The 26,688-nt window shown below is 72.7% G+C and carries 20 protein-coding genes; 9 read left to right on the top strand and 11 right to left on the bottom strand.

The genetic code is table 11. The features are described 5' to 3' along the window. Positions 1-113: 113 nt before the first annotated feature. A complete protein-coding gene (locus ACZOOI_RS12065) occupies positions 114-1,574 on the bottom strand; it encodes a class I adenylate-forming enzyme family protein (protein WP_465280659.1) in 1,461 nt (486 codons plus the stop codon). 404 nt (positions 1,575-1,978) lie between these two features. Here ACZOOI_RS12065 and ACZOOI_RS12060 point away from each other — a divergent pair, with 404 nt between their 5' ends. Both ACZOOI_RS12060 and ACZOOI_RS12055 read left to right on the top strand, forming a co-directional pair. After that, positions 1,979-3,622: a diguanylate cyclase domain-containing protein gene (locus ACZOOI_RS12060; protein ID WP_465280658.1), complete on the top strand. Its 1,644-nt coding sequence runs from the start codon at positions 1,979-1,981 to the stop codon at positions 3,620-3,622. A 415-nt stretch (positions 3,623-4,037) separates the two neighbouring features. Next, the gene (locus tag ACZOOI_RS12055; RefSeq protein ID WP_465280657.1) at positions 4,038-4,805 is read left to right on the top strand and encodes a carbohydrate-binding protein; all 768 of its coding nucleotides are present in this window, start codon (positions 4,038-4,040) and stop codon (positions 4,803-4,805) included. Here ACZOOI_RS12055 and ACZOOI_RS12050 read toward each other — a convergent pair. From ACZOOI_RS12050 to ACZOOI_RS12025, 6 genes are all read right to left on the bottom strand, one after another. Next, positions 4,789-5,556 (bottom strand): SAM hydrolase/SAM-dependent halogenase family protein, encoded by a 768-nt coding sequence (locus ACZOOI_RS12050; RefSeq protein ID WP_465280656.1) that lies wholly within the window; start codon positions 5,554-5,556, stop codon positions 4,789-4,791. The two genes, ACZOOI_RS12055 and ACZOOI_RS12050, sit on opposite strands and share 17 nt — an antisense overlap. 9 nt (positions 5,557-5,565) lie before the next feature. Continuing rightward, on the bottom strand, positions 5,566-5,913 hold the full coding sequence (trxA, locus tag ACZOOI_RS12045; protein ID WP_465280655.1) for a thioredoxin: 348 nt from the start codon (positions 5,911-5,913) through the stop codon (positions 5,566-5,568). Beyond that, positions 5,910-6,392 carry a MerR family transcriptional regulator gene (locus ACZOOI_RS12040; RefSeq protein ID WP_465280654.1) on the bottom strand — a complete coding sequence of 161 codons (483 nt, stop codon included), beginning with the start codon at positions 6,390-6,392 and terminating at the stop codon, positions 5,910-5,912. Before ACZOOI_RS12040 ends, trxA begins: the two co-directional genes overlap by 4 nt. A 110-nt stretch (positions 6,393-6,502) precedes the next feature. Beyond that, positions 6,503-8,887 carry a glycoside hydrolase family 65 protein gene (locus tag ACZOOI_RS12035; RefSeq protein ID WP_465280653.1) on the bottom strand — a complete coding sequence of 795 codons (2,385 nt, stop codon included), beginning with the start codon at positions 8,885-8,887 and terminating at the stop codon, positions 6,503-6,505. Further along, positions 8,884-9,663 carry an HAD family hydrolase gene (locus ACZOOI_RS12030; RefSeq protein WP_465280652.1) on the bottom strand — a complete coding sequence of 260 codons (780 nt, stop codon included), beginning with the start codon at positions 9,661-9,663 and terminating at the stop codon, positions 8,884-8,886. Before ACZOOI_RS12030 ends, ACZOOI_RS12035 begins: the two co-directional genes overlap by 4 nt. A gap of 149 nt (positions 9,664-9,812) precedes the next feature. Beyond that, positions 9,813-10,595: an SDR family oxidoreductase gene (locus tag ACZOOI_RS12025; protein WP_465280651.1), complete on the bottom strand. Its 783-nt coding sequence runs from the start codon at positions 10,593-10,595 to the stop codon at positions 9,813-9,815. 426 nt (positions 10,596-11,021) lie between these two features. Between ACZOOI_RS12025 and surE the strand changes: the two genes are divergently transcribed. Next, on the top strand, positions 11,022-11,975 hold the full coding sequence (surE, locus tag ACZOOI_RS12020) for a 5'/3'-nucleotidase SurE (protein WP_465280650.1): 954 nt from the start codon (positions 11,022-11,024) through the stop codon (positions 11,973-11,975). Between the two features lie 377 nt (positions 11,976-12,352). Here the strand turns inward: surE and ACZOOI_RS12015 are convergent, their stop codons facing one another. After that, positions 12,353-13,084 carry an acyltransferase gene (locus ACZOOI_RS12015; protein ID WP_465280649.1) on the bottom strand — a complete coding sequence of 244 codons (732 nt, stop codon included), beginning with the start codon at positions 13,082-13,084 and terminating at the stop codon, positions 12,353-12,355. Positions 13,085-13,279: 195 nt separating this feature from the next. Between ACZOOI_RS12015 and ACZOOI_RS12010 the strand changes: the two genes are divergently transcribed. Beyond that, entirely contained in the window at positions 13,280-14,323 is a 1,044-nt protein-coding gene (locus ACZOOI_RS12010; protein ID WP_465280648.1) for an alcohol dehydrogenase catalytic domain-containing protein, read from the top strand. A 1,969-nt stretch (positions 14,324-16,292) separates the two neighbouring features. Further along, entirely contained in the window at positions 16,293-17,303 is a 1,011-nt protein-coding gene (locus ACZOOI_RS12005) for a YidB family protein (protein ID WP_465280647.1), read from the top strand. A 1,218-nt stretch (positions 17,304-18,521) separates the two neighbouring features. Here the strand turns inward: ACZOOI_RS12005 and ACZOOI_RS12000 are convergent. Both ACZOOI_RS12000 and ACZOOI_RS11995 read right to left on the bottom strand, forming a co-directional pair. Continuing rightward, entirely contained in the window at positions 18,522-19,823 is a 1,302-nt protein-coding gene (locus ACZOOI_RS12000; RefSeq protein ID WP_465280646.1) for a cytochrome P450, read from the bottom strand. 226 nt (positions 19,824-20,049) lie between these two features. Further along, positions 20,050-20,811, bottom strand: coding sequence for an SDR family NAD(P)-dependent oxidoreductase (locus ACZOOI_RS11995; protein WP_465280645.1), 762 nt, complete (start codon positions 20,809-20,811; stop codon positions 20,050-20,052). Between the two features lie 214 nt (positions 20,812-21,025). Between ACZOOI_RS11995 and ACZOOI_RS11990 the strand changes: the two genes are divergently transcribed. The 3 genes from ACZOOI_RS11990 (at position 21,026) to ACZOOI_RS11980 (ending at position 24,264) form a co-directional block, all read left to right on the top strand. Then, a complete protein-coding gene (locus tag ACZOOI_RS11990) occupies positions 21,026-21,535 on the top strand; it encodes a MarR family winged helix-turn-helix transcriptional regulator (protein WP_465280644.1) in 510 nt (169 codons plus the stop codon). A gap of 475 nt (positions 21,536-22,010) precedes the next feature. Further along, complete coding sequence (locus ACZOOI_RS11985) at positions 22,011-23,537, top strand: putative PEP-binding protein (protein WP_465280643.1); 1,527 nt, start codon at positions 22,011-22,013, stop codon at positions 23,535-23,537. A 148-nt stretch (positions 23,538-23,685) separates the two neighbouring features. Continuing rightward, the gene (locus ACZOOI_RS11980) at positions 23,686-24,264 is read left to right on the top strand and encodes a pyridoxamine 5'-phosphate oxidase family protein (RefSeq protein WP_465280642.1); all 579 of its coding nucleotides are present in this window, start codon (positions 23,686-23,688) and stop codon (positions 24,262-24,264) included. 182 nt (positions 24,265-24,446) lie between these two features. Here the strand turns inward: ACZOOI_RS11980 and ACZOOI_RS11975 are convergent, their stop codons facing one another. Beyond that, positions 24,447-25,124, bottom strand: a complete 678-nt coding sequence (locus ACZOOI_RS11975; RefSeq protein ID WP_465280641.1) for a hypothetical protein — start codon at positions 25,122-25,124, stop codon at positions 24,447-24,449. 372 nt (positions 25,125-25,496) lie between these two features. Here ACZOOI_RS11975 and ACZOOI_RS11970 point away from each other — a divergent pair, with 372 nt between their 5' ends. Further along, positions 25,497-26,684 carry a thiolase family protein gene (locus ACZOOI_RS11970; RefSeq protein ID WP_465280640.1) on the top strand — a complete coding sequence of 396 codons (1,188 nt, stop codon included), beginning with the start codon at positions 25,497-25,499 and terminating at the stop codon, positions 26,682-26,684. The last annotated feature ends 4 nt before the right edge of the window (positions 26,685-26,688 follow it).

Genomic DNA, 26,688 nt, shown 5'->3' with positions numbered 1-26,688 from the left:
GGGTCCAGGGTAGGCGGCCCGGCCGCCGGGTCCGGGATCGACCTCGCCGGTGGCGTGCAATCGCCCGGCGGCGGGCGGGTCCACGCGGGTCCACGCGGTGCAGCCGGCCCCGGTCAGCGGCCTGCGGTGATCTCCCGGGTCAGGTCCTCGCGGCGGCCGGCTCCGGAGGGCAGTTCGTCGGCGTAGAAGACGCGTGCCGGGTGCTTGTGCTCGGCCAGGCCGGCCTCGGCGCAGGCGGTGCGCAGGGCGCCGGGGCCCGGCACCCGGGCGGGGTCCTCGGCGACCACCACGGCGCCGAGCACGTGGCCGTCGGTGGGGTGCGGCAGGCCGATCACCGCCACGTCGCGGACGTCCGGGTGGGCCTTGAGGACCCGCTCCACCTCGCCCGGGCCCACCGTCCGGGTGCCGACCCGGATCAGCTCGGCCGCCCGGCCGGTCACGGTCAGGACGCCGGAGGTCTCGTCGAGCACGGCCAGGTCGCCGGTGCGGTACCAGCCCTCGGCGAGCACCTCGGCCGTGGCCGCCGGGTCGTCGGCGTAGCCGTCGAACAGCAGCGGTCCGCGCACGCACATCTCGCCGTCCGGGTCGAGCGCGACGTAGTGCAGCGGGCCGGGGATCCCGCAGGCGCCGGGGTGGGCGAACGCCTCCGGGCCGGTCAGCGCGGTGAGCGGGCCGGTCTCGGGCGTGTCGTGCACGACCCGCACGCTCGCGTTCGGCGCGATCCGGGCGATGTCCGCGAGCACGGCGGCCTCGGTCGGCTCGGTGTCGGCGTAGCGCAGCGTGTCCAGCACCTCGTCGGCGGTGGGCTGCTCGGCCTCGGTCTCGGCCAGGGCACGCCACACGGCGGGGCCGGCGGTGAGCCGGGTCGCGGCGTGTTCGCGCACCGCCGCGCGCAGGGCCGTCGGATCGCCGCCGGGTACCAGGACCAGGGTGTCCCGGGCGTGCCATTGGGCGAGTGCGAGCGTCCAGGTCCGGCCGTCGGCCAGGTCGGCCGCGAGCACGTGTGTCCCGCGCGACTCGGCGAGGGCGCCCGGGTGCGAGCGCAGCACCAGCACCCGGTGCGACAGCAGCACGCCGCGTCGGCCGGCCGGCGCGATCAGGCACGGGTCGGTCTCGGCCGGTTCGACGTCCGGCGGCTCCGGCAGGTCCTCGGGGTCCTCGTCGTCGAGGTCGGCGATCAGCGCGTCGGCCTGTTCGGCCGTGGCCAGGACCAGGGCGGGCGCGAATGCGTCGGGGTGTCCGGGGTCGGCGGGCACCAGCACCGCGCCCAGCCGGGCGAGCGCGGCGAACAGCGGCACCGCCGCGATGCCCGCACCGGTGGAGATTGGGCCGCAGCCGACCCGGTCACCGGCCGCGAGGCCCAGGGCGAGCAACCGGCGCAGGCCGAGTTCGGCCGCCGCGTCCAGTTCGGCGAAGGTCAGCGAGCGCTCGCCGAGCACGACCGCGGGCCGGTCCGGGACGGCCCGGGCCGCGGTCGCGAAGACCTCCCCGACGACCAGTCCGGTCATCGCCCCACCCCCGTCGTTCGACGCGCCGTTGTATTCGTCGTACCGGCCTTCGCGACGTGCGCGCAAGATCGTACGGAAACCTGACGGACGTACCGTAGGGACTTCGTATGCCCACTGGGAAGAGCCGCCCGTGATCTTGCTCCGGATCGACTGTGCCTCAGCTCGCTGACGCATAGCGAAGCACCCGTTCGGAATCTGATTGGTCGTCAGGTGGACTCGGCGAACACTGGGGTTAGTGCCCGAAAATGGGCCCCCGCCTCGTACGATGCCCGGTGGATGCCGGCGGAGGGAGCGATTCCGGGGCGGCTCGGCGGTCCGACTCGATACGGTATGAAGCGTGAGGTGGCTCACAGTGACAGTCTGATCGATGACGGAACGTCGCCAATTCGAAGCCCGCTGTGATTCAGTTTCTCTGGTAAACGGACGATATCTGTTCAGAAGACACCGGCGTCGACCCCTGGGGGAGACCCATGACAGCCGAGACGGAGACCCACGTCCGGTTGGCGACTTTGCGCCTTTTGAACCGCGTCGTCGCCGACCTGAACGCCACGCGCGACCTCAAGGACACCCTCCAAGCCGTCGTCGACGGCGTGGTTTCGGGCCTCGGGTTCGGGGTCGCTGCGGTCAATCTCGTCCGCGCCGACGGCGACCTGGAGGTCGCGGCGGTGGCCGGCAACGACGAGCTGCGCAAGGCGATGGCCGGCCAGATCGGTTCGCGGGAGGGCTGGGATCGCATCCTGGCCGCCGCGGAGCCGTGGGGACCGCTGCGCTTCCTCGGGCACCGCTCGGGGCTGGCCGACGTGGGGGACGTCCCGAGTTGGATCCCCGACCTGCCGATCGGCGACCACCCCGAGGCGTGGCATCCGCGCGATGCGTTGCTCGCGCCGTTGCACACGCCCGAGGGAGACCTGGTCGGCGTGTTGTCGGTGGACCTGCCGGTGGACGGCCTGCGGCCGGCTCCCTGGCGGCGCGAGGTGCTGGGGATGTTCGCCGCACAGGCGGCGATCGCGGTGGACAACGCGCGGCTGCGCAGCGACATGCAGCGCGCGGTGGCCCGACTGGAGCGCGAGCAGTTGGCGCTGCGGGCCAGCGAGGAGAGTTTTCGGCAGGCCTTCGAATATGCGCCCAGCGGCATGGTGATGACCGGGGTGCGCGGGCACGAACAGGGCCAACTGCTGCGTGCCAACGACGCGCTGTGTCGGATGCTGGGCTACCCCGCGCCGGTGCTCAAGCGGCTCGGGCTCGGCGCGTTGGCGCACCCGGAGGATCGCCCGCTGCTCGCCGGGCACCTGGGCGGGACGGTCCCGGTGGCGGGCTGTACCGAGCTGCGTCTGGCACGCAGCGACGGTACGTATCGGTGGGTCTCGCTGCGCACCTCGCAGGTCGCGGACGGGCTCGGCGACCTGCGGTTCGGGTTGACCCACGTGGAGGACATCGAGGACCGCAAGCAGCGCGAACAGGCGCTCGTGCACGAGGCCAGCCACGACCCGCTCACCGGCCTGCCGAACGGGCGGGAGTTGCGGGCCAGGCTGGCCGCGCGATTCGGCCCGGGTGCCGCGCTGCCCGACACCGCGCCGGTCCCGGCCGGGTCGGTCGGGTCGGTCGGCGAGGTGCGCGAGCCGTACGCGGACGAGTGGGCGATGCCCGCCGGCGCGATCCTGAGCATCCCCGAGGGTGCGGTCGTGGTCGTGGACGAACCGCCCGCCGCCGAGCGCCGGGGCGTCGCGCTGCTGTTCTGCGACTTGGACGGGTTCAAGCACATCAACGACAACTTCGGCCACCACATCGGCGACGTGGTGCTCAAGGCGGTCGCCGAGCGGCTCACCGCCGCGGTGCGCGAGGGCGACACGGTGGCTCGGCTGGGCGGCGACGAGTTCGTCGTGCTCGCCGACGGGATAGGGCGCGAGGAGGCGGAGGAGATGGCGGTGCGGCTGCGCCGCGCGCTGTCCGTGCCGATACCGGCCGAGGGCCTGGCGGTGCCGCTGGAGGGCGCGAGCTTCGGGATCGGCTGGGCGGAGGAGGCCGCCGAGCCCGAGGACCTGCTGCGGATCGCGGACGAGCACATGTACGCGAACAAGCGTCGCCGGGACCGGGCCCAGCGTCGGGCGGGCTGAGCGGGGCCGACGGGCGGGGAACGGCCCTGGCGCGGGCCACCTTGACAGTGGCGGACGTCTTGGGCGTCCCGGGTGAATTCGGTCACCGAATGGATGGATGGTTCGGGTCGTGCGCCGGTGGTGCGGACGGGCCGCAGGCGGGTGTGCGCCCGGCCGCCATACGCATCAGTAGGGCCTTTTCGTGACAGTCCCGTCACGCGGACAACGCCACTTGCCCCGCCCGTCGCCCGTTAGTGTGATGCCTGGTATTGACAAAGATTGGCCTGGCGAACGTAGGGAGGACTACCCGATGACGGCGGGTACCAACGGTGAACCTGAAGACCCGTACGGGTACCTCTATCGGCCGGCGCCGGGTGAGGAAGCGGCCGAGGGGACAGGGACGACCGGTGCGTACGGTTCTTCCGCCAATCGCATGATGCCGCAATACGTGCAGGTCGGGCAGATGAATTACGCGCAGCCCCCCGCGCATACGCAGCCCCAGGCGGCGATTCCGGCGCAGCACGAACACGGTGGCGCACAACCGCCGCCACAGTCCCCGCCGCACGGCGGTGGGAGCGGTGGCGGCGGGCGTGGCGCGGTGATCGGTGCGGGTGTGGCGATCGTGCTCGTGATCGCGGTGATCGCGGGCGTGATGTTCATGCGTGGCAACGACGACAAGGACAAGAAGGCGTCGCCGACCACGCCCGGTGCGGGACAGACCAGCGCGGCCCCGTCGCAGACGGCGCCGCCGTCCTCGGCGCCCTCGACGGCTCCCGGTGGCAAGTTCGCGGTGCAGGAGGCGGAGGACGCCTCGCCCAGCGGTGGCGCGGTGGCGGTGGCGGGGGTGACCAACTCGACCGGCAGCGGCATGGTCGACATGCAGGCGCCCGGTTCGACCGTGACGGTGAAGCTGACCGCACCCAAGGCCGGCACGTACTACCTGGCGGTGCGCTACGTCAACGCCGCGGCCAAGGACGACATCCAGAGTCTGTCGATCCTGGTCAACGGGACCGATTCGAAGAAGAAGTCCAACCTCAAGTCCTGGGGCACGCCGAACAGCGTCACCGGCACCTGGAACAACGTGACCCTGGTCGACGGGGCCAACGAGGTCGCGCTCACCTGCGCCGCCGGCGACAAGTGCAAGGTCTCGCTGGACCAGATCTGGCTGTCCGACCAGAAGCCGGACTTCAACAAGAAGGACTGACCCGGACCCGGTCGCCGGCCCGTACGCCCAGCAGTTCGGCCGCGTCGCCGCCGTTGACCGAGACGGCCAGCAGACCGTCGGAGTCCTCGTAGCCGACGAGTTCCCCGGCGGGCACCTCGCCGAAGGTGTTCCGCAGGGGAACCCGGTACGCGCGATCTCCCACCTCGACCCGCAGCAGGTCGGCGCCGGCGAAGTCGGCGACCGCGTGCGCGAGTTGCACGTTGCCGAAGTGGTCCACCACGAGCACCTCGCCGGGCACCGGGGCGGGCAGCTCGACCGGGTCGCTCGCGGGCGGGCCGACCTCGGCGAGCGGTGTGCCGAGCGCGAGGTGGGCGGCGACCGGCGCGAACACGTCCCGGCCGTGGAAGGTCCGGGAGACCCGGGCCAGGGTGAGCGCGGGATTGGTGATCTCGCGGATCTCCTCGATCCCGCCCAACGCGTGCGCGGCCCACGGGAGCAGGCCGTTGTCCGGCCCGACCAACAGGTGGCCGCCCGCGCGCAGCACGATCGCCCGCCGCGCGGTGCCCACGCCGGGGTCCACCACCGCGACGTGCACGCTGCCCGCCGGAAACCACGGCACGGTCCGGGCCAGCACCAGCGCACCGCGGCGCACGTCGCCGGGCGGCACGAGGTGGGTCACGTCCACGACCGGTACGGCGGGCGCGAGGCCGGCGATCACGCCGTGGCACGCGGCGACGAAGCCGTCGAGGAGCCCGTAGTCGGTGGTGAAGGTGATCCGGTGAGCGGCCATTCCCGGAAGCTACCCGGTGACGGCCGGGTTCTCCCCGAGCACCTCGGCGAGTTCGGCCAGGATCCGACGCTTGGGACGGGCGCCGACGAACTGCCGGACCGGTTCGCCGTCACGGAAGACCATGAAGGTCGGCATGGACAACACGCCGTAGCGGGCGGCGGTGCCGGGGTTGCGGTCGACGTCGAGCTTGGCCACCGCCAGGCCCGGTTCCTCGATCGCGATCTGCTCCAGCACCGGCGCCATCTGGCGGCACGGACCGCACCATTCGGCGGTGAACTCGACCAGGGTCGGGCGGTCGGCGCGCAGCACGGCGGCCTCGAAGTCGGCGTCGGTGGCTTCGTGGACGTTCGTGGTCATCGGGACTCCTTGGTGAGCGGGCTTGCCGTTGGGCCCAGCGCGCAGCGGGGCTCCGGCGGGTCGGGCAGGACGGCGGCGGCCGAGGCGGCGGGCGTGGCGGGCCGGTCGGCGCGCTCGCCGGTGGCGTGCGCGCGCTCGGTCTGGTCGAGTTGGGCGATCAGGTGGGCCCGGATGCCCTGCATGCGGTCGATGCAGGCGTCCAACTCGGCGAGTTTGCGTCGGTAGACCGCGACCGAAGCGGGGCACTCGTCGCCCGCGTCGTGCCCGGCGCGCAGGCACTCCACGAACGGACGGGTCTCCTCCAGATCGAAGCCGATGCCCAGGAGCGCTCGGATCTCGCGGACCAGCCGGGCGTCGTCCTCGTCGTAGTCGCGGTACCCGCTGCTGTTGCGCCGAGCGGACAGCAGACCGCGTTCCTCGTAGTAGCGCAGGGTTCGGGTGCTGGTCCCCGCGCGCTCCGCCAGTTCTCCGATGCGCATGTCCGAAACGGTAGACCTTGACGTTGACGTGAAGGCCAGAGGCGTCGGCGGGGCACCGCTCGCGGCGCGCCGGCCGAGTGCGGATGCCCGGCCGGCGGGTGGGGCGGCCGTCAGCCCGGGGTCGGGCCCGTGGGGTGGGTGTCGGGGGCGCTCTGGCGGCGCACCGGGGCGCGGCCGGTGGGCTGGCCGGGCGGGGTGTCTCGGGTGAGCGACGGGATGGCCAGGGTTATCGGCTTGCCCGGGATCAGCACGTGCCGCTCGCCGTGGTGCAGGATCGGCATTTCGTCGCCCTCGCGCAGCGTGTACGTGGCGTGCTCGTGGGTGGTCTCCACCCGCAGCCGGGCGCCGCGCACCGACAGTGAGAACGCCAGGCCGGTCAGGCCGACCGGCAGACGCGGCTTGAACGCCATGCACTCGCCGTGGTCGCGCAGCCCGCCGAAGCCCGCGACCAGTGCCACGCAGGTGCCCGCGAGGGAGGCCATGTGCAGGCCGTCCTTGGTGTTCTTGGCCAGGTCGTGCAGGTCCATCAAGGCGGCTTCGGCGGTGTAGTCCAGGGCCAGTTCGAGGTGGCCGACCTCGGCCGCCATGACCGCCTGCGTGCAGGCCGACAGGGACGAGTCGCGGACGGTCAGCGTCTCGTAGTAGTCGAAGTTGCGGCGCTTCTGCTCGTCGGTGAACGCGTCGCCGCGCACCTGCATGGCCAGGACCAGGTCGGCCTGCTTGACCACCTGCTTGCGGTAGATGTCGAAGTACGGGTAGTGCAGCATCAGCGGATAGTGGTCGGGCGGGGTGTTCTCGAAGTCCCAGATCCGGTGCTTGGTGAAGCCGTCGGCCTGCGGGTGTACGCCCAGGTCCTCGTCGTAGGGGATGTACATCGCGTGAGCCGCGTCGCGCCAGCTCGCGGTCTCCTCGGAGTTCACCTCCAGCGCGCGGGCCTCGTGCGGGTGGCGTGCCACCGCGTCGGCCGCCGCCAGCAGGTTGGACTGCGCCATCAGGTTCGTGAACACGTTGTTGTCGGCGAGCGCGCTGTACTCGTCCGGGCCGGTCACGCCGTTGATCCGGAACAGGCCGGCCGCGTCGTGGTGGCCGAGCGAGCGCCACATCCGTGCCGTCTCGACCAGGATCTCCAGGCCGAAGTCGCGTTCGAAGTCCCGGTCGCCGGTGGCCCGGACGTAGCGCGCGACGGCGACCGCGATGTCCGCGCCGATGTGGAACGCCGCGGTGCCCGCCGGCCAGTAGCCCGAGCACTCCTCGCCGCGGATCGTCCGCCACGGGAACAGGGCGCCCTTGAGCCCGAGTTGGGCGGCGCGCTCGCGGGCCAACGGCAGGGTCGAGTGTCGCCAGCGCAGCGCCTGCGCGACCGCGTGCGGCAGCCCGTACGTGAGCACCGGCAGCACGAAGACCTCGGTGTCCCAGAAGCAGTGCCCGTCGTATCCGGGCCCGGTCAGACCCTTCGCCGGGATGGCCCGCTCCTCGGCCCGGGCGCCGGCCTGGAGCACGTGGAACATCGCGAACCGCACGGCCTGTTGCAGCTCGACGTCGCCCTCGACCTCGATGTCGGAGTTGTCCCAGAACCGCTTGAGATAGCCGCGCTGCTCGTCGACCAGACCGTGCCAGCCGGTGTACCGCGCGGCGGTCAGGGCCGCGGCGACCTGGTCGCGCAGCGCGGGCAGCGAGCGGGTGGAGGACCAGCCGTAGGCGATGTACTTCACGATCCGCAACTTCTGCCCGCGGTCGAGCACCGTGGTCACGCTGAACCGGGCCAGGTCGGCGGTGCTCTCGGTCTCCACGTACATGCTCTCGGGACCGTCGATCTCGTGGTCCATGCCGACCGCGACGCGCAGTCCGCTGTGCTCGGTGCGGTGCACCAGGATCGCCTTGGTGCCGTTGTGCGTGTGCTCCTCGGCGCGCAGCGGCGCCTCCAGCACGGCGGCGGCGCGTGGGTCGGCGTTCGGCAGCGGGAGTTCCTCGTTGGTGACCAGCTCCGACTGGAGCACGATCCGGGCCGGGCCGTCTATCGGTTCGATCTCGTACTCGATCGCGGCGATCGAGCGCTGGGTGAGCGAGACCAGCCGCTTGGAGGTGACCCGGACGGTGCGACCGGCCGGTGAGGTCCACAACGCGCGGCGGTGCAGGACGCCCTCGCGGAAGTCGATCGTGCGCTCGTGGTCCTGGGTCTGGCCGTAGCGCAGGTCGAACGGCTCGTCGTCGACCAGGAGCCGGATGATCTTGCCGTTGGTGACGTTGATGACGCTCTGGCCCGACTCGGGGTAGCCGTATCCGGCTTCGGCGTAGGGCAGCGGGCGCAGTTCGAAGACGCCGTTGAGGTAGGTGCCGGGCAGGCCGTGCGGCTCGCCCTCGTCGAGGTTGGCGCGCAGGCCGATGTGGCCGTTGGAGAGTGCGAACACCGACTCGGACTGGGGCAGGTGATCCAGGTCCAGGGTCTGTTCGGTGATTCCCCACGGCTCGACCGTGTAGGGGTGTCCGATGCTCATGCCGTGCCTTCCGCCGCGGTCCGCCCGCTCGCCGGGTCGTCGGGTGCGTCGTCCAGGAGTTCGTCGAGATCCGCCACGACCACATCCGCGCCGTGTCTGCGCAGTTCCTCGGCCTGACCGACCCGGTCCACGCCGATCACGTGGCCGAAGTCGCCGGCCCGGCCGGCCGCGACGCCGGCCAGTGCGTCCTCGAACACGGCCGCGTTCGCGGGGGCCACGCCCAGGGTTTTCGCACCGGCCAGGAAGGTGTCCGGCGCGGGCTTGCCCGACAGGCCGTCGCGTTTTGCCACCACGCCGTCCACGATCGCATCGAACAGGTCGTGGATGCCCGCCGCGCGCAGCACGTCCTCGCAGTTCGCGCTGGAGGACACCACGGCACAGGGCAGCTTCGCGGCGCGGGCGGCGTGCACGTAGCGCACCGAGCCGGGATACACCTCCACGCCCCGGTCGTGGATCAGTTGCAACACCAGGTCGTTCTTGGCGTTGCTGAGCCCGTGCAGGGTGGACGACCCGGGCGGGTCGTCCTCGTCGCCCACCGGCAGCTCGATGCCGCGCGACTCCAGGAAGGAGCGGGTGCCGTCCAGGCGGGGCTTGCCGTCCACGAAGGTGTCGTAGTCCCGTCTTGGGTCGAACGGGGTGAAGTCGGCGCCGTCGCGTTCGCGCAGGAAGTGATCGAACATCTCCTTCCAGGCGACGCCGTGCACCTTGGCGGTCTGGGTCAAGACCCCGTCGAGGTCGAAGAGAAGCGCGTGGATGGTGTTCGGCAGCCCCAACATGGCGGGTTTACTGCCCCCGATGCGGGCTGGTTATCCGTGCGGTGATCTTTTCGGCTGACACCCGGGACGAAATGGCGTGTCACGTGTGGTGCTTGAGCACGTTTTGACCGAAATAAGGTTGAATTCCAGAAGTGGCACGCGTGGGGCGGCTACCGGACCACATGGCCCGCATTGACCAGAAGCATCTGGCCGGTGATGGCCCTGGCACGGTCCGAGAGGAAGAAGACGACGGCCTCGGCCACGTCGGCGTCGGTGGCCATTTCGGGCAGGGCCATCGGCGCCACGAGGCCGGCGAGGACTTCCGCGGCCGGCACCCCCGAGGCCTGCGCCTGGTAGTTCACGAAACCCTCCACCGGCGGTCCCCACATCCAGCCCGGGGCCACCGAGTTGACCCGGATCCGGTACGGACCCAATTCGTGCGCGAGGGCGTAGGTGGCGGAGGTGAGCCCGCCCTTGGAGGCGGCATAGGCCATCTGCGGCGCCTGCGGCGGCGGGACCAACTGGGACTGGGTGGCGATGAAGACCACCGCGCCGCCGCCGGCCTTGAGCGCGGGCAGGGCGGCCTTGGTCATCGCCAGGCTGCCGACCAGGTTGACCTCGACCACCCGGCGCAACTCGGCGAAATCGGTCGCCTCCAGGCCGCCGAACACGGTGTCCAGCGCCGCGCAGTTGACCAGCCCGTCCACCGCGCCGAAGCGCTCCACGGCCAGCTCGACCAGGGCCCGACAGGTCTCGTGCTCGGTGATGTCGGTCACGGCCCAGGCGACCCGCTTGCCGGTGGGATCGACCTCCTCGGCGGCCTTGACCAGATTGGCCTCGGTCCGTGCGCCGAGCACCACGTTGGCGCCGTCGCGTGCGGCGGCCAGGGCCACCCGGCGGCCGAGACCCGGGCCCACGCCCGAGACGATCACGGTTTTGCCGTCCAGGATCATGGCAGCTCCGCCCACTGGTGCCGGCCGAGCCGGTCGACTTGGCTGATGATCCGTCAGATTACGTTCGGGGCAAGGGCTTTGGCCAGACCCGGGCGACGGGGGTGGCGGCGCGGTGGCGGACCGCGCATCCGGACGAAACACCCGGCTCCGCCCATTGCAATGTCCGACCGATGACCCTATTTTCGCTATCCGCCGGCTGACACGTGTCGAATCGCAGGGTGCATTCCGTCCGATTCACCCCTCCGTACACGTTGTTCGACCCGAATTTCACTCGACCGTCCCGGTCGGGTCGGTAACGGGTTTCGTGCGGCCGGCTGCGCTTCACGCATTCACGCATTCACGCGTTCACGCACGAGACCCGAGTCGTCGAGCCCCACGGTGCGACGCTCCTCGGACGTGCGGACCTTCTTGCCTACGGAGGACGAGATGGCCAGTTTCGGCAGGAAACACGTGTTCACCCTCGCGGCGGGCGCCACCGCCGGCGCGCTGCTCGCGGCGAGCGCGCCCGTCGCCCTGGCGAGCGACGACGCGCGCGGCACCCAGGCGCCGCGCCGGCTCGGCATCCTGATCAGCAACGACGACGGGCAGCAGGGCCCGTTCATCCGCGCGTTGCAGCGGGCGCTCAAGGCGGCCGGCCACGACGCGGTGATCGTCGCACCCGCCACCGACCAGTCCGGCAAGGGCACCGGGATCAATGCGACCCCCGGGTCGATCGTCAAGGCCGCCGAGGTCGAGCCGGGCATCTGGTCGGTCGAGGGCACCCCCGCCGACTCGGTCTCCTTCGCCCTTGCGAACGTGTTCCGGGACAAGAAACCCGACCTGGTGGTCACCGGCATCAACCCGGGCCAGAACATCGGCGCGACCACGAACCACTCGGGCACGGTCGGCGCCTCGATCACGGCCGCGGAGAAGGGCATCCCGGCGGTCGCGTTCAGCGCCGAGTACAACATCGCCGATCCGCGCAACCCGTTCCCGCAGATGGCCCAGGCGACGGCGTTCGCGACCCGGTTGGTGGACCGGCTCGCGGCCACCGCGAAGCGGACCGGGCCGGTGCTGCCCGTGCACACCACGCTCAACGTGAACTACCCGGCCAAGCCGACCGGCCGGGTGGAGACGACCAACGTGGGCGAGGCCGACGCGCTCAAGGTGAGCTACGTCAAGGACCCGTCCTGCGACACGTGCTACAAGCTCGATCTGGGCCTGGCCCCGGGAGCGACCGAGCCGGTGCGCAACGCGGACACCACCGCGATCGCCCGGGGGTCGGTGTCGATCTCGATGCTGGACGCGGACTGGACGGTGCCGGGTTGGCAGTGGGGGCAGCAGACGCGCGTGTTGGACGCGGTGGGCGTGCAGCTGCGGCTGTCCGGTCTGAAGGCGTGACTTCGCGCTCGTGACTTCAGCGCTCGTGACTTCGCGCTGATGGGGGCGGGGCCGGATCGGCGGCCCCGCCTGGGGTGGTGGGGTGGCGGGCCGTGGTGCCTGGCTTGGTGGGGGCGGCTCGGGTTCGGCGGGCCGTGGTGCCTGGTTTGGTGGGGCGGCCGGGCCGGGGGGTTGCGGTGCCGAGTTGGGTGGGCCGGCCCCGGTCGGCGGGGATCGGTGCCTGGCTCGGTCGGCCGGGCCGGGGTCGGCGGGTTGCGGTGTCCGGCTCGGTTGCCCGGTCCGGGTCGGTGGGCTGTGGTTTCGGGCTCGGCCGGGGTTTCGCGTGGAACTCGGGCGATGGGCCGTCGCGGGGCCGGCGGGGGTTTCCGGGGCGGGGTCTACTGGCCGCCGGAGGCGTCGTACTCGGTCAGCAGGGCGACCAGTTCGTCGTGGGTGATTCCGTCCGGGAGTGGTGTGGGGGTGTGCCGCAGCGGCGGGTCCCAGCCGGATTCGGTGCGTCGGCGGACCACCTTCGCGGGCACGCCCGCCACCACGCAGTGGTCGGGGACCGTGCCGCGGACCACCGAACCGGCGGCGACCACCACGTTCCGGCCGAGTTTGGCGCCGGGCAGGATGATCGCGCCCGCGCCGATCCAACTGCCCGGGCCGATTTCCACGGTGTCGTTGATCGGCCACTGGGTGCCGATCGGTCGGTCCGGGTCGGCGTAGCTGTGGTTCTGGTCGGTGATGTAGATGTACGGCCCGGTCCACACGTCGTCCGCGATGGTGATCGAGCGGTGTCCGACGATGTGGCTGCCGCGCCCGATCGTGCACCGGTCGCCGATGGTGACCACCGCCGCCGTGCCCAGGTCGTGGCCCGGGGCCAGCCCCGCGGACAGCGTGACGTGTTCGCCGATGATGCAGCCGGCGCCCACCGTGATCCACTGCTCGCCGAAGACCGAGCCGACCGGGAAGGCGAGCTTGCTGCGCGCGCCCAACTCCCGGAAGCGATACGGGCCGGGCTGCTCCGGGGTGATCGAGGCGGCGCGTTGCAGCGCACGCCAGCCTCGGTGCGCGGCGCGCGCGAGAGCGCCCCGGGCGTGCCCGCGCAGGGCTTGCGACAGCGACATGGCGATCACGGTACCGACGCTCGCGCGAGGGTCGGCCGGACGTGGGACGAACGTCACGCCGGGCCGATCCCAGCCGGTCCGGGGTTGGCTTCCGAGGGCTTCTGTAACAGTGTTACTGCCGCAGGGAACAGCGTTACTGCCTGCCGAGTCCGGGTTTTCCGGCCTCGGGTGAGTGAACCGGTCAGGGGAGTGGACATGCGTGCCGTCGTCATCAACGGAACCCGGGACGTGAGCGTCGAGAAGGTCGCGGACCCGGTGCTCACCGGTCCGGACGGGGCGATCGTGCGGGTCGAGGCGAGTGCGGTGTGCGGCTCGGATCTGCACTTCTACGAGGGCGAGTTCCCGGCCGCCGGGTTGCGGCCGGGGCACGAGGTGGTGGGCACGGTGATCGAGACCGGCGCCGAGGTGGGCCGGATCGCGGTGGGCGATCGGGTCCTGGTGTCGCCGGTGCTCGGCTGCGGGCGGTGTGCGGGCTGCCGGGCGGGCAATCCGATCGACTGTGTCGGCGGCGGCATGCGGGTGCTCGGCGGCGACCTCGGGCTGCCCGGCGGCCATGCCGAGGCGGTGGCGATCCCGGCGGCCGACGCGTGGTTGCTACCGGTGCCCGAGGACGTCGCGGTGGACCACGCGGTGCTGCTCACCGACGCGTTGCCGACCGGCTGGACGGCGGCGACCCGGGCCGACATCACGCCCGGCGCGACGGTGCTGGTGATCGGGCTCGGACCGGTCGGCCTGTACGCCCTCCAGGCGGCCCAGGTGCTCGGCGCGGGCCGGATCCTGGCCGCCGACCGGGTGCCGGAGCGGCTTGCGATGGCCGAACGCCTCGGCGCGGAGCCGATCGACGCGGGTTCGGGCGACCTGGTCCAGCAGGTCATGGCGGCCACCGGCGGCCGAGGCGCGGACGCGGTGATCGAGGCGGTCGGGCAGGACGCGACGCTGGCCGCGGCGATCGCCTCGGTGCGCACGTCGCGCACCGTCTCGGTGGTCGGCGTGGACGCGAACTTCGCATTCCCGCTCGCGGTTCCACTGCTGATCATCCGCAACGTGACGCTGCGCTTCAGCACGGCGCCGGTGGCCTCCACCTGGCCGACGCTGATCCCGCTGATCCGGCACGGCCGACTCGTCCCGGTGGACGTCTTCACCCACCGGCTGCCACTGACCGAGGCCGCGCACGGCTACCGCACCTTCGCCGACCGCGCGGACGGCTGCCTCAAGGTGCTGTTCGACCCGACCTGCTGACGGTCTTGGTGGGCGCTTCGTCGCGCCGGGGCGCGAGGGGCCAGGGAGTCCATGCTTGCGGCTTCGCGGGTTGGCCACTGGGGTGGAGTGGAGTGGGGTGGGGGTGGGCGTGGGTCGGGGCGCTGGGCTGCGTTGGGGGAGTGGGGTGGTTGTCGCGGTCGTGGGTGGGGCGGGTTTGTTTGGGCGGGTTGTGGGCGGGTTGTGGGCGAGGTGAGTTGGGCCTGCCGGGGTTTTGGGGGAAGCGGGTCGGGGGGCCGGGGCGCGGGTGTGGTGGGCCGGGGGTTGGCGTGGTGGGTGTGGTGGGCCGAGCCTGGTCGACGGGGGTCGGGGGTGCCACGGGCCGGGCCGACCGGGGTCGAGGGCGCGGGGGAGGGGGCGGGCCGGGCTTGGGGGTGCGGCGGTGTAAGCCCGCCAGAGTCGGGGATGCGGCGGAGTGGGTGCGCCAGGGTCGAGAGCGCGGCGAAGCAAGCCAGCCAGAGTCGCGGGCGCAGCGTTGCTGCTTGTTGGGCGCCTTCGGCGCCGGCTCGCGAGGCACCACTTTTTCTTTCCTCCGCTTCGCTCCTCCAAGAAAAAGTGGCCCCTCGCTCGGGACGGTGTGTCCCTCCGCTTCGCTCCGGGCCACACCGTCCACAATTTGCGGCTCCGCCGCTCTCCGCGCTTCGCGCGTCGATCACTGTGGGTGGCCCGGGTCGGGGGCGCTGACGCGCCGGGGGTGGGTGGGGTGGTGGGCCGGGGTCGCGCGTGTGGCCCGCGCGACGGACCGGGGTCGGGGAGGGGAGCCCTCGTTGCGGGCCGAAGTCGGGGACGCCGACGTGGCGGGGTGGGCGTCGGGTGTGGGGCGGGTTCGCGGGTCGGCGGCCGGGATGCGTGGGTCGGGGCGCCGAACCGCGGCTGAACTCGGCGGCCCCGGGCCCGCCACGAATCGGCACCCGAAGCGGCTCACCAAAACCGGGCAACGCCACCCTCCCGACTCGGGCATCCCACCCCGCCGTCCCCACGACCCCCCTCTCCCCGACCCCCCACCCCCCGGCGCGTCAGCGCCCCCGAGGCGGGCCGCCCACAGTGATCGACGCGCGAAGCGCGGAGAGCGGCGGAGCCGCGAAACCAAGACTTCGTGGCCCGGAGCGAAGCGGAGGGACACGAAGTCACGAGCGAGGGGCCGCTTTTTTCTCGGAGGAGCGAAGCGGGGGAGAGAAAAAAGTGGTGCCTCGCGAGCCGGCGCCGAAGGCGCCCAACAAGCAGCAACGCCGCGCCCCCGACTCTGGCGGGCTTGCTTCACTGCGCTCTCGACTCTGGCTGGCTTGCTTCGCCACGCCCCGACTCTGGCGCACCCGCAGTGGTGCCTCGCGAGCCGGCGCCGAAGGCGCCCAACAAGAAGCAACGCCGCGCCCCCGACTCTGGCGGGCTTGCTTCACTGCGCTCTCGACTCTGGCTGGCTTGCTTCGCCACGCCCCGACTCTGGCGCACCCGCAGTGGTGCCTCGCGAGCCGGCGCCGAAGGCGCCCAACTAAGAAGCAACGTTGCGCCCCGACTCTGGCTGGCTTGCTCCACCGCACCCCCGACTCTGACGCACCCGCTTCGCCGCGCCCCCGACCCCGGCACACCCGCTCCGCCGCACCCCCGACCCCGGCGCGCCGAAAGGACGTCGGGGTCGGCCGGGGCAAAGGTCGTTGTCGTGCCGGGGGCGTAGGGATCCGGGATAGGGGCCGGTGTGCGGCTCAGGCGGTCTGGCCGCCGGTGGCCCCGCACTCCGTTCGTCAAGCGGTGGGCGGGTCTGTCGTCGGGGCGGGCGGGCGTCGAGGTGGCGGGGGGAGTGCTCTGACGCTCGGCCGGTGCGCACCGCGGACCCGTCAGAGAGGGGCTGCTTAGTCGCCCGATGGGCCTACTGTCGACGTGCCCACCGCAAAGTACTGTCCTATTTACCCCACTATGGGAGCCGGATATGGCGACCTGCGCAGGGAGAAGACGGATGAGCAGCGGCGGAATGGGCCTTCCCGGTGGACTCGGCGGCCTGCTGGGCGGCCTTCTCGGTGGGCGGGGCGGCAGCGGGGATCAGGGGCTGGTTCGGGTGGTGCTGGGCATGCTGACCAAGCAGGGCGACTCCGGCGGGCTGGGTACGTTGTTGCACACGCTCCGAGCCGGCGGCCTGGGGGAGCAGGTCGAGTCATGGGTGGAAACCGGTCGCAATCAGCCCGTGAGTGGCAAGGAGATCACCGACGCGCTCGGTGAGGAGGAGATGGTCCGCCTGGCCGGCCAGGCCGGGATGACCAAGGAGGAGACTGCCGCGGCGCTCGCGGCGACGTTGCCGCGGGTGGTGGACGCGGTGACGCCCGAGGGCGAGGTACCGGCCCCCGAGCAGATCGATGCGCTGATCGACCCGGCGGCGGCCCCGGGCGGGCCGGCGGAGCGAGCCGGGGCCGAGGCGCCCACCGAAGGCGCGCCCCCGACCACCCCGGGCGGGCCCAAGGCCCGGGAGGTAGAGGAGGCCGAAGCGCCCAGCGAGGCCGAGGCCAAGCCCGTATCCGGTGAATCCGAGGCCAAGGCCAAGGCGAAGGCCAAGGCCGGGTCCGCGTCCGGGACCGACGCCAAGCCCCGCTCCGCATCCGCCGTCGAAGCTGAGCCCGGTCCCGCATCCGGGGCCAAGCCCAAGCCCGGCCCCCCGTCCGGGAGCAAGCCCAAGCCCGGTCCTCCGTCCGAGGCCAAGTCCGGGTCCGAATCCGGCGCCGAGCCCAAGCCTGGGTCCCCGTCCGGAGCCGAGGCCAAGCCCGAGCCCCCGTCCGGGAGCAAGCCCAAGCCCAAGCCCGGTCCTGCGTCCGGGGCCAAGTCCGGGTCGGCGTCCGGGACCGAGGCCAAGCCTGGTCCCGCGTCCGCGCCCAGGCCGGCGTCCAACACCGAAGCCAAGCCCGGGCCTGCGTCCAAGTCCGGGACCGAGTCCGCATCCGACGCCAAGCCCGGTCCCGCACCCGGGACCAAGCCCTAGCCTGCGCTCGCGTCCCGGGCCAAGCCCGCACCCCGTGAGGCCAAGCCGTCCCCATCCGACACCGCGCCCGCGCCCGGCCCACCCCCCGGCGCGTCAGCGCCCCCGAGGCGGGCCACCCACAGTGATCGACGCGCGCAGCGCGGAGAGCGGCGGAGCCGCAAAGTGTGGACGGTGTGGCCCGGAGCGAAGCGGAGGGACACACCGTCCCGAGCGAGGGGCCGCTTTTTCTTGGAGGAGCGAAGCGGGGGAAAGAAAAAGTGGTGCCTCGCGAGCCGGCGCCGAAGGCGCCCAACAAGCAGCAACGCCGCACCCCCGACCCCGGCACACCACCCCGCCCCACCCGCGAAGCAGATACACCCCACACCCACATCCCACGCCCAACGCCACCCACCACCCGACGTCGCCCCCGCCGCCCCCGACCCGCCGCCCCCGGCCCCGGCAGGCTCGACTCGCCGTTCCCGTCCCGTTCCCGTTCCCGGCCCCGGCGCCCGGCGTCGGTGTCCGCGTGCGCCTCGGCGCCCCAGTCGGCCTGCCTCCCCTGGCAGGGCTCGACTCCGCGCACCCCCGACTCCGGCACACCACCCCGCCCCACCCGCGAAGCAGATACACCCCACGCCCGACGGCGACCCCGGCGCCCCCGACCCGCCGCCCCGGCCCGGCAGGCGCGACTCGCCGCACCGCGAGTCCGGCGCCGAGCGTCGGTGTCCGCGTGCGCCTTTGGCGCCCGACTCGGCCTGCCACTCCTGGCAGGGCTCGATTTGCCGCACCCCGCCCCCGGCGCCCAGCGTTGGCTTCCGCGTGCGCCTTGGCGTCCGACGTCGGCCTTCGGTGTGCGCCTTCGTGCCCGGCGTCGGCCTTCCGCGTGCGCCTTCGTGCCCGGCGTCGGCCTTCCGCGTGCGCCTTCGTGCCCGGCGTCGGACTTCGTACGTGGCTTCGTGCCCGGCGTCGGACTTCGTGCGCGCCTTCGTGCCCGGCGTCGGACTTCGCGTGCGCCTTCGCGCCCCGCGTCGGCTTCCGCGTGCGCCTTCGTCCGGGCGCCGGCCTTCGCGCGCGCCTTCGCGCCCGACGCCGGACTCTGCGTGTGCCTTCGCGCCGGCGTCAGTCTTCGCCGCGCCTTCGCGCCCCCGCGCCACACCCAGGCGAGCCTGCGTGCGTCTTCGCGCCCCGCCCCCGCGCCCCCCGTCCCGCGCCCCCGCCCCCGCCCAGTCGAACCCGACGTCAGGTTCGGTGGGTTGGGGTGAATTCGCAGGTCATGTGTTTGATGCCGTTGATGAAGCTGGAGCGCAGGCGTTGGGGTTCGCCGATTACCCGGATGTCCGGGAGTCGGGCCAGCAACTCTCGGAACAGCAGGGTGATTTCGCGGCGGGCCAGGTGTGCGCCGAGGCAGAAGTGCGGGCCGCGGGCGCCGAAGCCGACGTGTGGGTTCGGGTCGCGGGTGAGGTCGAACCGTCCCGGGTCGGCGAACACCGCCTCGTCCCGGTTCGCCGACCAGTAGAACAGCAGCAGCTTGTCGCCGTCGCGCACCTGCTTGCCGTTCAGGTCGGTGTCCCGGGTGGCGGTGCGCCGCATCCACACCACGGGGGACGCGAGTCGGACGATCTCCTCCACGGCGGTCGGTGCGTAACGCTCGAAGTCGGAGAGCCAGAGCAAGCGTTGGTCGGGATTCTCGGTCAGCAGCCACAGTCCGTGCGAGATCGCGTTGCGGGTGGTCTCGTTGCCCGCGGCCAGCAACAGGATGAAGAACGAGGCGAGTTCGTCCGCCGTCAGGTTCTCCCCGTCGATCTCGGCGTTCACCAGCGCCGAGGTGACGTCCTCGGTGGGGGTGCCGCGCCGGAACTCGGCCAGGTCCTTCATCAGTTCGGCGAGTTCGGCGCCCGCGGTGAGCAGTGCCTCGATGTGGCCGCCGCCCTCCTGGGGCACGTACTCCGGGTCCGCGACACCGAGGATCACGTTCGAGCGGTCGAAGACGAAACGATGATCCTTCTCCGGTACGCCCATCATGTCGCAGATGACCCGGAGCGGCAGCCGGGCCGCGACGTCGGTGACGAAGTCGCACGAGCCGCGCTCGGCCACCTCGTCGACGATCGTCCTGGCGGTGCGGTCCACGTCGTCCGAGAACTTCTTGATCATTCTGGGCGTGAACGTGCGGGCGACGATCCGGCGCAGCCGCTGGTGTCGGGGGTCGTCCATTTCGATCATCGAGCCGAAGAACTCACCGAACCCCGGGGGGAAGTCGGGGATGTGGGTCGCACCGCGACCCGAGCAGAAGTCCTCGGGTCGGCGGGTGGCCTCCGCGACGTCCGCGTGCCGGGTCAGCGCCCAGAAGCCGGGGCCGGGCTCCAGTGGGCTCTCCGGCTCCGGGTAGTACGGCATCGGCCACGTCTCGCGCAGGTGCGCGAAGCCTGCCTCGCGGGCGGCCAGGGGTCCCGACCAGAAGTCCAGGTCGGCGAGCGGGACCTGCGCGGGCCAGGTCCGGGGATTGGGGTCGGTGGTGCTCGGTCCAGCCGTCTCGGCCGTCATGCCGGTCACTCCGATCGCGCGTTGTTACTCGCGGGTTCGGTATCAGTGCAGCACACATGCGTTCGCCGATCCAGGGCTCCCGGGTGATCCGCGGCCTCCCGGGTGATTCGAACTCCCAGGTGGTCCGGCCCAGTCAGTCCGGCCCCCAGACGGTCCGACCCCGGACGGTCCGCCCCCAGGCGATCCGGGCGCTCAGCTGATCCGAGCGCTGAGCTGATCCGGCCTCTCAGGTGGTGATCGCGCCGCCGTTGACCTGGATGGTCTGGCCGGTGATCCACGCGGCCTCGTCGGAGGCGAGGAAGACGCAGGCCGCGCCCGCGTCCTCGGGGGTGCCGAGCCGGCCGACCGGGATGTGCTTGGCCTGGTCCGCGGTGTGCGCGAGTTCGCGGCCGCTGGGACGGGGATCCATCAGGCCCAGGGCGACGGTGTTCGCGGTGACGCCGTCGCGGGCGCTCTCCATCGCGAGGTGGCGCATGAACGCGATGGCGCCGCCCTTCGCGGCTCCGTACAGCGAGATGCCGAACGACTGACCGCTGACCCCCGCGGCCGATGCGATGGTGATCACCCGCCCGAAACGGCGCGCACACATCCCGTCCAGCACCGCCTTCGTGCAGGCCATCACGCCGAACAGGTTGACGTCGGCGAAGCGTTGCCAGTCCTCGGGCACGCTCCGGCGGAATGTGGTCGGGCGAAAGCCCTCGGCGCCGCCGTTGCCCGCGTTGTTGACCAGGATGTCGATCGGGGCGACGGTGCGTTCGAAGGTGCGTACGGCCAGGAGTGCGGCCTGCGGGTCGGTCACGTCGAACGCGGCGGTGAACGCCCGGCCGCCGGCGTCGCGGATCGTGGCGCACGTGTGTTCGGCGCGCTCGGGGTCGAGGTCGTTCACGGCGACGACCGCGCCCTGCGCGGCGAGCAGGCGGGCGATGCCCGCGCCGACGCCCTGGCCCGCGCCGGTGACCATTGCCGACCTGCCGTCGAGTGCGAACACGCGGGCCCCCCGGGGTGATCGATGAGCTCGACGGCGGCGCTCACGCACGGCGTCGATCTTGACGCGCGCAGCCAACCACCGGCCTCTACACGTGTCAATGCTGGACTCCATCAATTACCTTCTGTGGGGTCGGGACGCACACCTAGACTGTGGAACGCCCGCCTCCGCCATACGAAACCGTATGGCGTTGCTTCCCCTCCGGAGGACTCGCCCAGTGCCCCCGTCAGCCGAGTTGCCCACCCCCTCCTCGGAACGACACGAGTCGCGGCATCACGTCCAGACCGCGCTCGAACGCCTGATCCGACTCCAGCAGAGCCGCCGCGTGCACGGCGAACTCACCAGCGCCTCGCGCGCACAGGTCTCGCAGCCCGCGGTGGTGTTGCTGACCCGGTTGCAGGCGGGCGGCGGCGGGCTGGCCATCGGCGATCTGGCCAAGCTCGCCCGGATGGACATGTCGCTGGTCAGCCGGGAGTTGCGCAAGCTGGAGACGGACGAACTGGTCACCCGGACCACCGACGCGCGCGACGGCCGGATCACCCGGGTGGGACTGACCCCCAAGGGCCGAGGCGTGGTCCGCCGGTTGCGCCGGGTGCGCGACCGGCACTTCGAGGAGGCGCTGTCCGGCTGGACGGACGACGACCTGGCCACGCTCGGTGCGCTGATGGGCCGCTTCGTGGACGACCTGTCCGCGGTCCGCTATCGCGAGGCCGACGAGCCCGGCTGAGCCGCTGGCCCATCCGAGCGGGCCCGCCGGCCGGGCCCGACGATTCGTGCCCGAAGAGTCCGGCCGAGTCGGCGCGCCCGAGCGCACCCGAGCAAGCCCGAGCGCACCCGGCCGAGTTCGCGCACCCGAGCAAGCCCGAGTACACCCGAGCGCACCCGAGCAAGCGGGCCCGACGACTCCGGCCGAGTCCGCGCCCGCGTCCCCCACTTCCCCCTCCGTGCGCCCCACCGTCCCCATCCGCCCCCTTTGCGTGCGGCCGGGCTGGACACGGTCCGTGTGTCCACCAGACTGTGTCGCGAGACCGGGCGGTTGTCTTGCGCCGGGTCGAACCGGTGTCGTGCCGGCAACCGTTACCGGTCGCGGCGCCCGCGCGCCCACCGGCGCGCGTCGACGTGCGGCGGTTGGACGACGTGGGAAGAAGGGGACGCACCGTGGGAGAGCTGCACTGGACCGGTCGCGACCGTGCCCGGGTCGCATGAGCGCGGTACTGCGCGGCACGGGGGCCGCACCGGGTTCCGCGGTCGGCCGGCTCGTGGTGGCCCGGGTCGGTGCGGGCGGTGTGCCGACCCCGGCGGCGCCGGCCGACATCCCGGAGGCGCTGGACACCGTGGCCCGGCACATGGACGACCTGGCCGGCGCGCTGCGTACCCGCGGGCGGCCGGCGGAGGCGGACATCGTCGAGTTCGCCGCCCTGATCGCACGGGATCGGGAACTGCGTGACGGCGCCGCGCGACACCTGGCGGCGGGCCTGGCGCCGATCGACGCGCTGGCCGCGGCCGTACACGACTTCGCCGACCTGCTGGCCGGCTTCGACGACGAACTGATCGCCGAGCGTGCGGTGGACGTGCGCGACGTGGGCCGACAGGCCGAGGCGCTGCTGCGCGGCGAGGACCCGACCGGCGGGCAACTCCCGGGCGGCGCACCCGCGGTGCTGGTCGGCGCGGAGCTTGCGGCGGTGGACCTGCTGCGCGGCCCGCAGCCGGCCGCGGCAGTCTCCGAGCGGGGCGGACCGACCGGGCATCTGGCCATCGTGGCAAGGTCGTTGGGGATACCGCTGGTCCTGGGCATCCCGGTGGCCGCGCTGGCCGAGCTGGCCGAGGACCTGATCCTGGTGGACGGCGAGGCGGGCACGGTCGAGGCCAACGCCGGCGCGCGGGTGCGCACCATCCCGGCGCCTCGGCGGGTGCCCGGTGGCGGTGCGGGGCAGGCGATGACCCGGGACGGGCGGCGGATCCGGGTCCGGGCGAACGTGGCCACCGTCTCGGACGCGCTCGCGGCGACCGAGGCGGGCTCCGAGGGGGTCGGCCTGCTGCGGACCGAACTTCCGTTCCTCACCGAGGAGTCGGGCTGGCCGGACGAGGAGCGACAGGTGGCCGTGCTGGCACCGGTGCTGGCCGCGGTGCCGCCGGGGCCGGTCGTGGTGCGCACCCTGGACTTCACCGGCGACAAACGGCCGCCGTTCCTGCGCGACCGGCGTATCACGCTGCCCGGATCGGACGCGTTGACCGCGCAGTTGCGCGGCATCATGCGCGCGGCGGCGGAGACGGGCGTCGAGGTCGCGCTGTTGTTGCCGATGGTCGACCATCCCCGGCGGATCAAGCATGTCCGGGGGTTGCTCGCCGCCGCCTGTGCGGAACTGGGGCTGGCCCCACCACCGTTGGGCGCGATGGTGGAACTGCCCCAGGTGCTCGACCAGGTGGACGACCTCGCCGAGCACGCCGACTTCCTGTCGCTGGGCACCAACGACCTGACCTCCCGGCTGCTCGGGCTGAGCCGGGACGACCCGCGGCTGACCCCCGCCTCGGCGGCGCATCCGCGGGTGTTGGACGCCATCGCGCAGACCATCCGGGCCGGGCACGCGCGCGGTCGCGCGGTGTCGCTGTGTGGGGACGCCGCGGCGGATCCGGCGGTGCTGCCGCATCTGGTCCGGCTCGGCTGCGATGCGGTGTCGGTCGCGCCCACCGCGCTGTCCCGGGTGCGAGCGGCGGTGCGGGCGTACTGAGACGCGCCGTCCGGGACGGAGGCGGGGCGGCCGGGGACGCGCGGGACGGCCGGACGGGCCGGCTTCCGAGATCGGGCGGGGTGTCCGTGGTTCGAGACCATCGGACGATTCGATGGGGTCGATCGGGGCCGGCCCGGATAATGCGGACATGGGAAAGACGTATGCGCACATAGACGGCCGCCTGCGAGCGTTCATCGAGGCCCAGCCGGTCTTCTTCGTGGCGAGCGCGCCGCTCGCCGAGGACGGGCACGTCAACGTGTCGCCGAAGGGCCGTTCCGGCACGCTCGCCGTGCTGGACGACACGACGGTGGCCTACCTGGACTTCGGCGGCAGCCACGCCGAGACCATCGCGCACCTGCGGGAGAACGGCCGGATCACGCTGATGTGGTGCGCGTTCGAGGGCCCGCCGAAGATCGTTCGGGTGCACGGGGTCGGCGAGGCGGTCTTCCGCGACGATCCGCGCTTTCCCGACCTGGTGGCCCGGTTCGGCGACGCGGACGGGGACGGACTGCGGGCGGTCGTGGTGGTGCGCGCGACGCTGATCAGCGACACCTGCGGCTACGCGGTCCCGTTCATGGACTACCGCGAGGAGCGCACGCTGCACGAGGAGTTCATGTCCCGCAGGACCGACGCGGAATTCGTCGAGTACACCGGCAACAAGCCCTACAACGCAGCCAGTATCGACGGCCTGCCCGCCGTCCCGCTGCCCCTTCCGCTGCGCGGCTAGGCCGTATCCGCCGGACACGGCCTACGGCCTACGGCCTGCGTGGCCGGGTCCTGTCCGGCATCCGCCCGCCACGCCGGCGGGTCGGCGCCGGGGCGTGGGTGGGTCGTCCTTCGTCGTCGGGACGTCGGGTTCGCCGGATCGACGCCTGCCGCCGGGGGCGTGAGCAGGCGGGGTGGGTTGGGTCAGCCGGTATGCGGGCCGCCCTGTTGGGGGTATTGCGCGTACGGGTTCGGGGCCTGGGGCGGGTAGCCGGCGGGAGGCTGCGGCGGCCCGACCGGGTACGGGTTCGCGGCCTGCGGCACCTGGGGGGTCTGGCCCGGGTACTGGTTCGGCGGCTGCGTCGGCTGCGGACCCTGGCCCGGGTACTGATTCTGCTGGGGTGCGTGCTGGTTGGGGACCTGGGCGCCGTACGGCTGCTGTTGGCCGCCGGAGGCGTTGTACGCATCGATCAGGAAGCGGAAGATCCATTCGCCCTCGGCGCGCCAGGGGCGGGGGAAATTGAGCTTGGCGGGGCGGTCCCGGCCGGGGAACCAGAAGTGCATCCGGCTCCAGGTCCTGTTGATCTTCAATTCGGAGACCAGCGCGCCGGCCTGGGCGTGGGTCAGCGCGTAGGCGACCTCCTTGGGCCTGCTGGAGAGCGCGCTCGCCTTGTGGAACATCACCCCCTGCTGGGTGACCGTCAAGAAGTAGTAGTCGGACATCGACGCCCCGATCAACGCGCCGATCCCACCGAACAGCGCGAACAACATCGGGTTCGGGCCGCGGACCACGAACATCGTGGCGAGCGGCTGATCACCCGGGTTGGCGGCGGCCACCGCCTCCGCGATCTGTCGTTGCATCGTTGCCTTGCGCACCGCCATGTGCGTCGCCTCCCCGTGGAGCCACGCCGCAGTTGCGGCAGGGCGATCAGAGGCTAGCGCCTCGCCCGGCAACGTTCACCCCGTCGCGGCGCCCGGCACGGCACCTCGCCGCCCCGCCGAAACGTCCGAGTACTACGTTCCGGCGGCACGCCGATGCACCGCACCGAACACCGCGACAGGGCAAACGTTGCCGGGCGCGGCACTAGCGGTGCGACCCCGGCCCGGTGGTCGCGGTCGGGCAAAAATCCGGGATCGAACCGGGCGCTCCGGGGCACCGGCTTCCGCTGAGCGGAAGGCGAGCGGCCCGCGGCGGGAGGCGACCGGGCACCGTGTGCGGGAGGGACACCGCCGCCGGCACAGAGGGGAGACCGCATGAACGGGCTCAGGGACGTCTATCTCGTGGACGCCGTACGCACGCCCATCGGCCGCTACGGCGGTGCGCTCGCCGAGGTGCGGCCGGACGACCTGGCCGCGTCCGTGCTGCGCGCGCTGGTCGACCGTACGCCCGGCCTGGACCCCGCGCGGATCGACGACGTGGTGTTCGGCGCCGCCAACGGCGCCGGCGAGGACAACCGGGACGTGGCGCGGATGGCCGTGCTGCTCGCGGGCCTGCCCACCTCGGTGCCCGGCGTGACGGTGAACCGGCTGTGCGGATCCGGCCTGGAGGCGGTGATCCAGGCGGCGCGCGCCGTCGCGGTCGGTGACGCGTCGATCGTGGTCGCGGGCGGCGTCGAGTCGATGTCGCGCGCGCCGTGGGTGCTGGCCAAGCCCGGCAGGGGCTACCCCGCCGGCCACGAGACTCTGCACTCGACCACGCTCGGTTGGCGGCTGGTCAACCCGCGCATGCCCGCCGAGTGGACCGTCGGCCTCGGCGAGGCCACCGAACAACTCGCCGCGAGGTACGGGGTGACCCGGGACGCCCAGGACGCCTACGCGGCTCGCTCGCATGCCAGGGCCGACGCCGCGTGGACCGCCGGCGCGTTCGCCGACGAGGTGGTGCCGGTCGCCGGCGTGGACCCGGCCCGGGACGAGTCGATCCGGCCCGGCAGCACCGTCGAGGTGCTGGCGAAGCTCAAGCCCTCCTTCCGGCCGGACGGCACGATCACCGCCGGCAACGCCTCACCGCTCAACGACGGAGCCGCCGCGCTCCTGGTCACCGATGCGGCGGGTCTGCGCGAACTCGGCCGCGAACCGCTGGCCCGGATCACCGCGAGCGGCGTGCACGGCGTCGAGCCGCAGTACTTCGGGATCGGCCCGGTCGAGGCGGCCCGTCGGGCGCTGGCCAAGGCCGGCCGCGGCTTCGCCGACCTGGACGTGGTCGAGCTCAACGAGGCGTTCGCCGCCCAGGCGCTGGCCTGCCTGGGCGAATGGAGCGACCTGGACCCGGCCGTGGTCAACCCGCTCGGCGGCGCGCTCGCGCTCGGCCACCCGCTCGGCGCTTCCGGCGCCCGGGTGCTCGGCACACTCGCCCACCAACTGCACCGACGCGGCACCGGTTTCGGGATGGCGGCGCTGTGCATCGGGGTTGGCCAGGGCCTGGCCGTCACGCTGGAGAAGTGAGGAC

The organism is Embleya sp. L77 (assembly GCF_055557415.1).
Note: the sequence above shows the minus strand (reverse complement) of the source record. Positions and strands in the feature narration are given on the sequence as shown.

Excerpts from the sequence above, each read along its gene's own strand:
- ACZOOI_RS12060 (WP_465280658.1), top strand. The coding sequence starts at position 1,979 with ATGACAGCCGAGACGGAGACCCACGTCCGGTTGGCGACTTTGCGCCTT.
- ACZOOI_RS12055 (WP_465280657.1), top strand. The coding sequence starts at position 4,038 with ATGCCGCAATACGTGCAGGTCGGGCAGATGAATTACGCGCAGCCCCCC.
- ACZOOI_RS12050 (WP_465280656.1), bottom strand. The coding sequence starts at position 5,556 with ATGGCCGCTCACCGGATCACCTTCACCACCGACTACGGGCTCCTCGAC.
- trxA (WP_465280655.1), bottom strand. The coding sequence starts at position 5,913 with ATGACCACGAACGTCCACGAAGCCACCGACGCCGACTTCGAGGCCGCC.
- ACZOOI_RS12040 (WP_465280654.1), bottom strand. The coding sequence starts at position 6,392 with ATGCGCATCGGAGAACTGGCGGAGCGCGCGGGGACCAGCACCCGAACC.
- ACZOOI_RS12035 (WP_465280653.1), bottom strand. The coding sequence starts at position 8,887 with ATGAGCATCGGACACCCCTACACGGTCGAGCCGTGGGGAATCACCGAA.
- ACZOOI_RS12030 (WP_465280652.1), bottom strand. The coding sequence starts at position 9,663 with ATGTTGGGGCTGCCGAACACCATCCACGCGCTTCTCTTCGACCTCGAC.
- ACZOOI_RS12025 (WP_465280651.1), bottom strand. The coding sequence starts at position 10,595 with ATGATCCTGGACGGCAAAACCGTGATCGTCTCGGGCGTGGGCCCGGGT.
- surE (WP_465280650.1), top strand. The coding sequence starts at position 11,022 with ATGGCCAGTTTCGGCAGGAAACACGTGTTCACCCTCGCGGCGGGCGCC.
- ACZOOI_RS12015 (WP_465280649.1), bottom strand. The coding sequence starts at position 13,084 with ATGTCGCTGTCGCAAGCCCTGCGCGGGCACGCCCGGGGCGCTCTCGCG.
- ACZOOI_RS12010 (WP_465280648.1), top strand. The coding sequence starts at position 13,280 with ATGCGTGCCGTCGTCATCAACGGAACCCGGGACGTGAGCGTCGAGAAG.
- ACZOOI_RS12005 (WP_465280647.1), top strand. The coding sequence starts at position 16,293 with ATGAGCAGCGGCGGAATGGGCCTTCCCGGTGGACTCGGCGGCCTGCTG.
- ACZOOI_RS12000 (WP_465280646.1), bottom strand. The coding sequence starts at position 19,823 with ATGACGGCCGAGACGGCTGGACCGAGCACCACCGACCCCAATCCCCGG.
- ACZOOI_RS11985 (WP_465280643.1), top strand. The coding sequence starts at position 22,011 with ATGAGCGCGGTACTGCGCGGCACGGGGGCCGCACCGGGTTCCGCGGTC.
- ACZOOI_RS11980 (WP_465280642.1), top strand. The coding sequence starts at position 23,686 with ATGGGAAAGACGTATGCGCACATAGACGGCCGCCTGCGAGCGTTCATC.
- ACZOOI_RS11975 (WP_465280641.1), bottom strand. The coding sequence starts at position 25,124 with ATGGCGGTGCGCAAGGCAACGATGCAACGACAGATCGCGGAGGCGGTG.
- ACZOOI_RS11970 (WP_465280640.1), top strand. The coding sequence starts at position 25,497 with ATGAACGGGCTCAGGGACGTCTATCTCGTGGACGCCGTACGCACGCCC.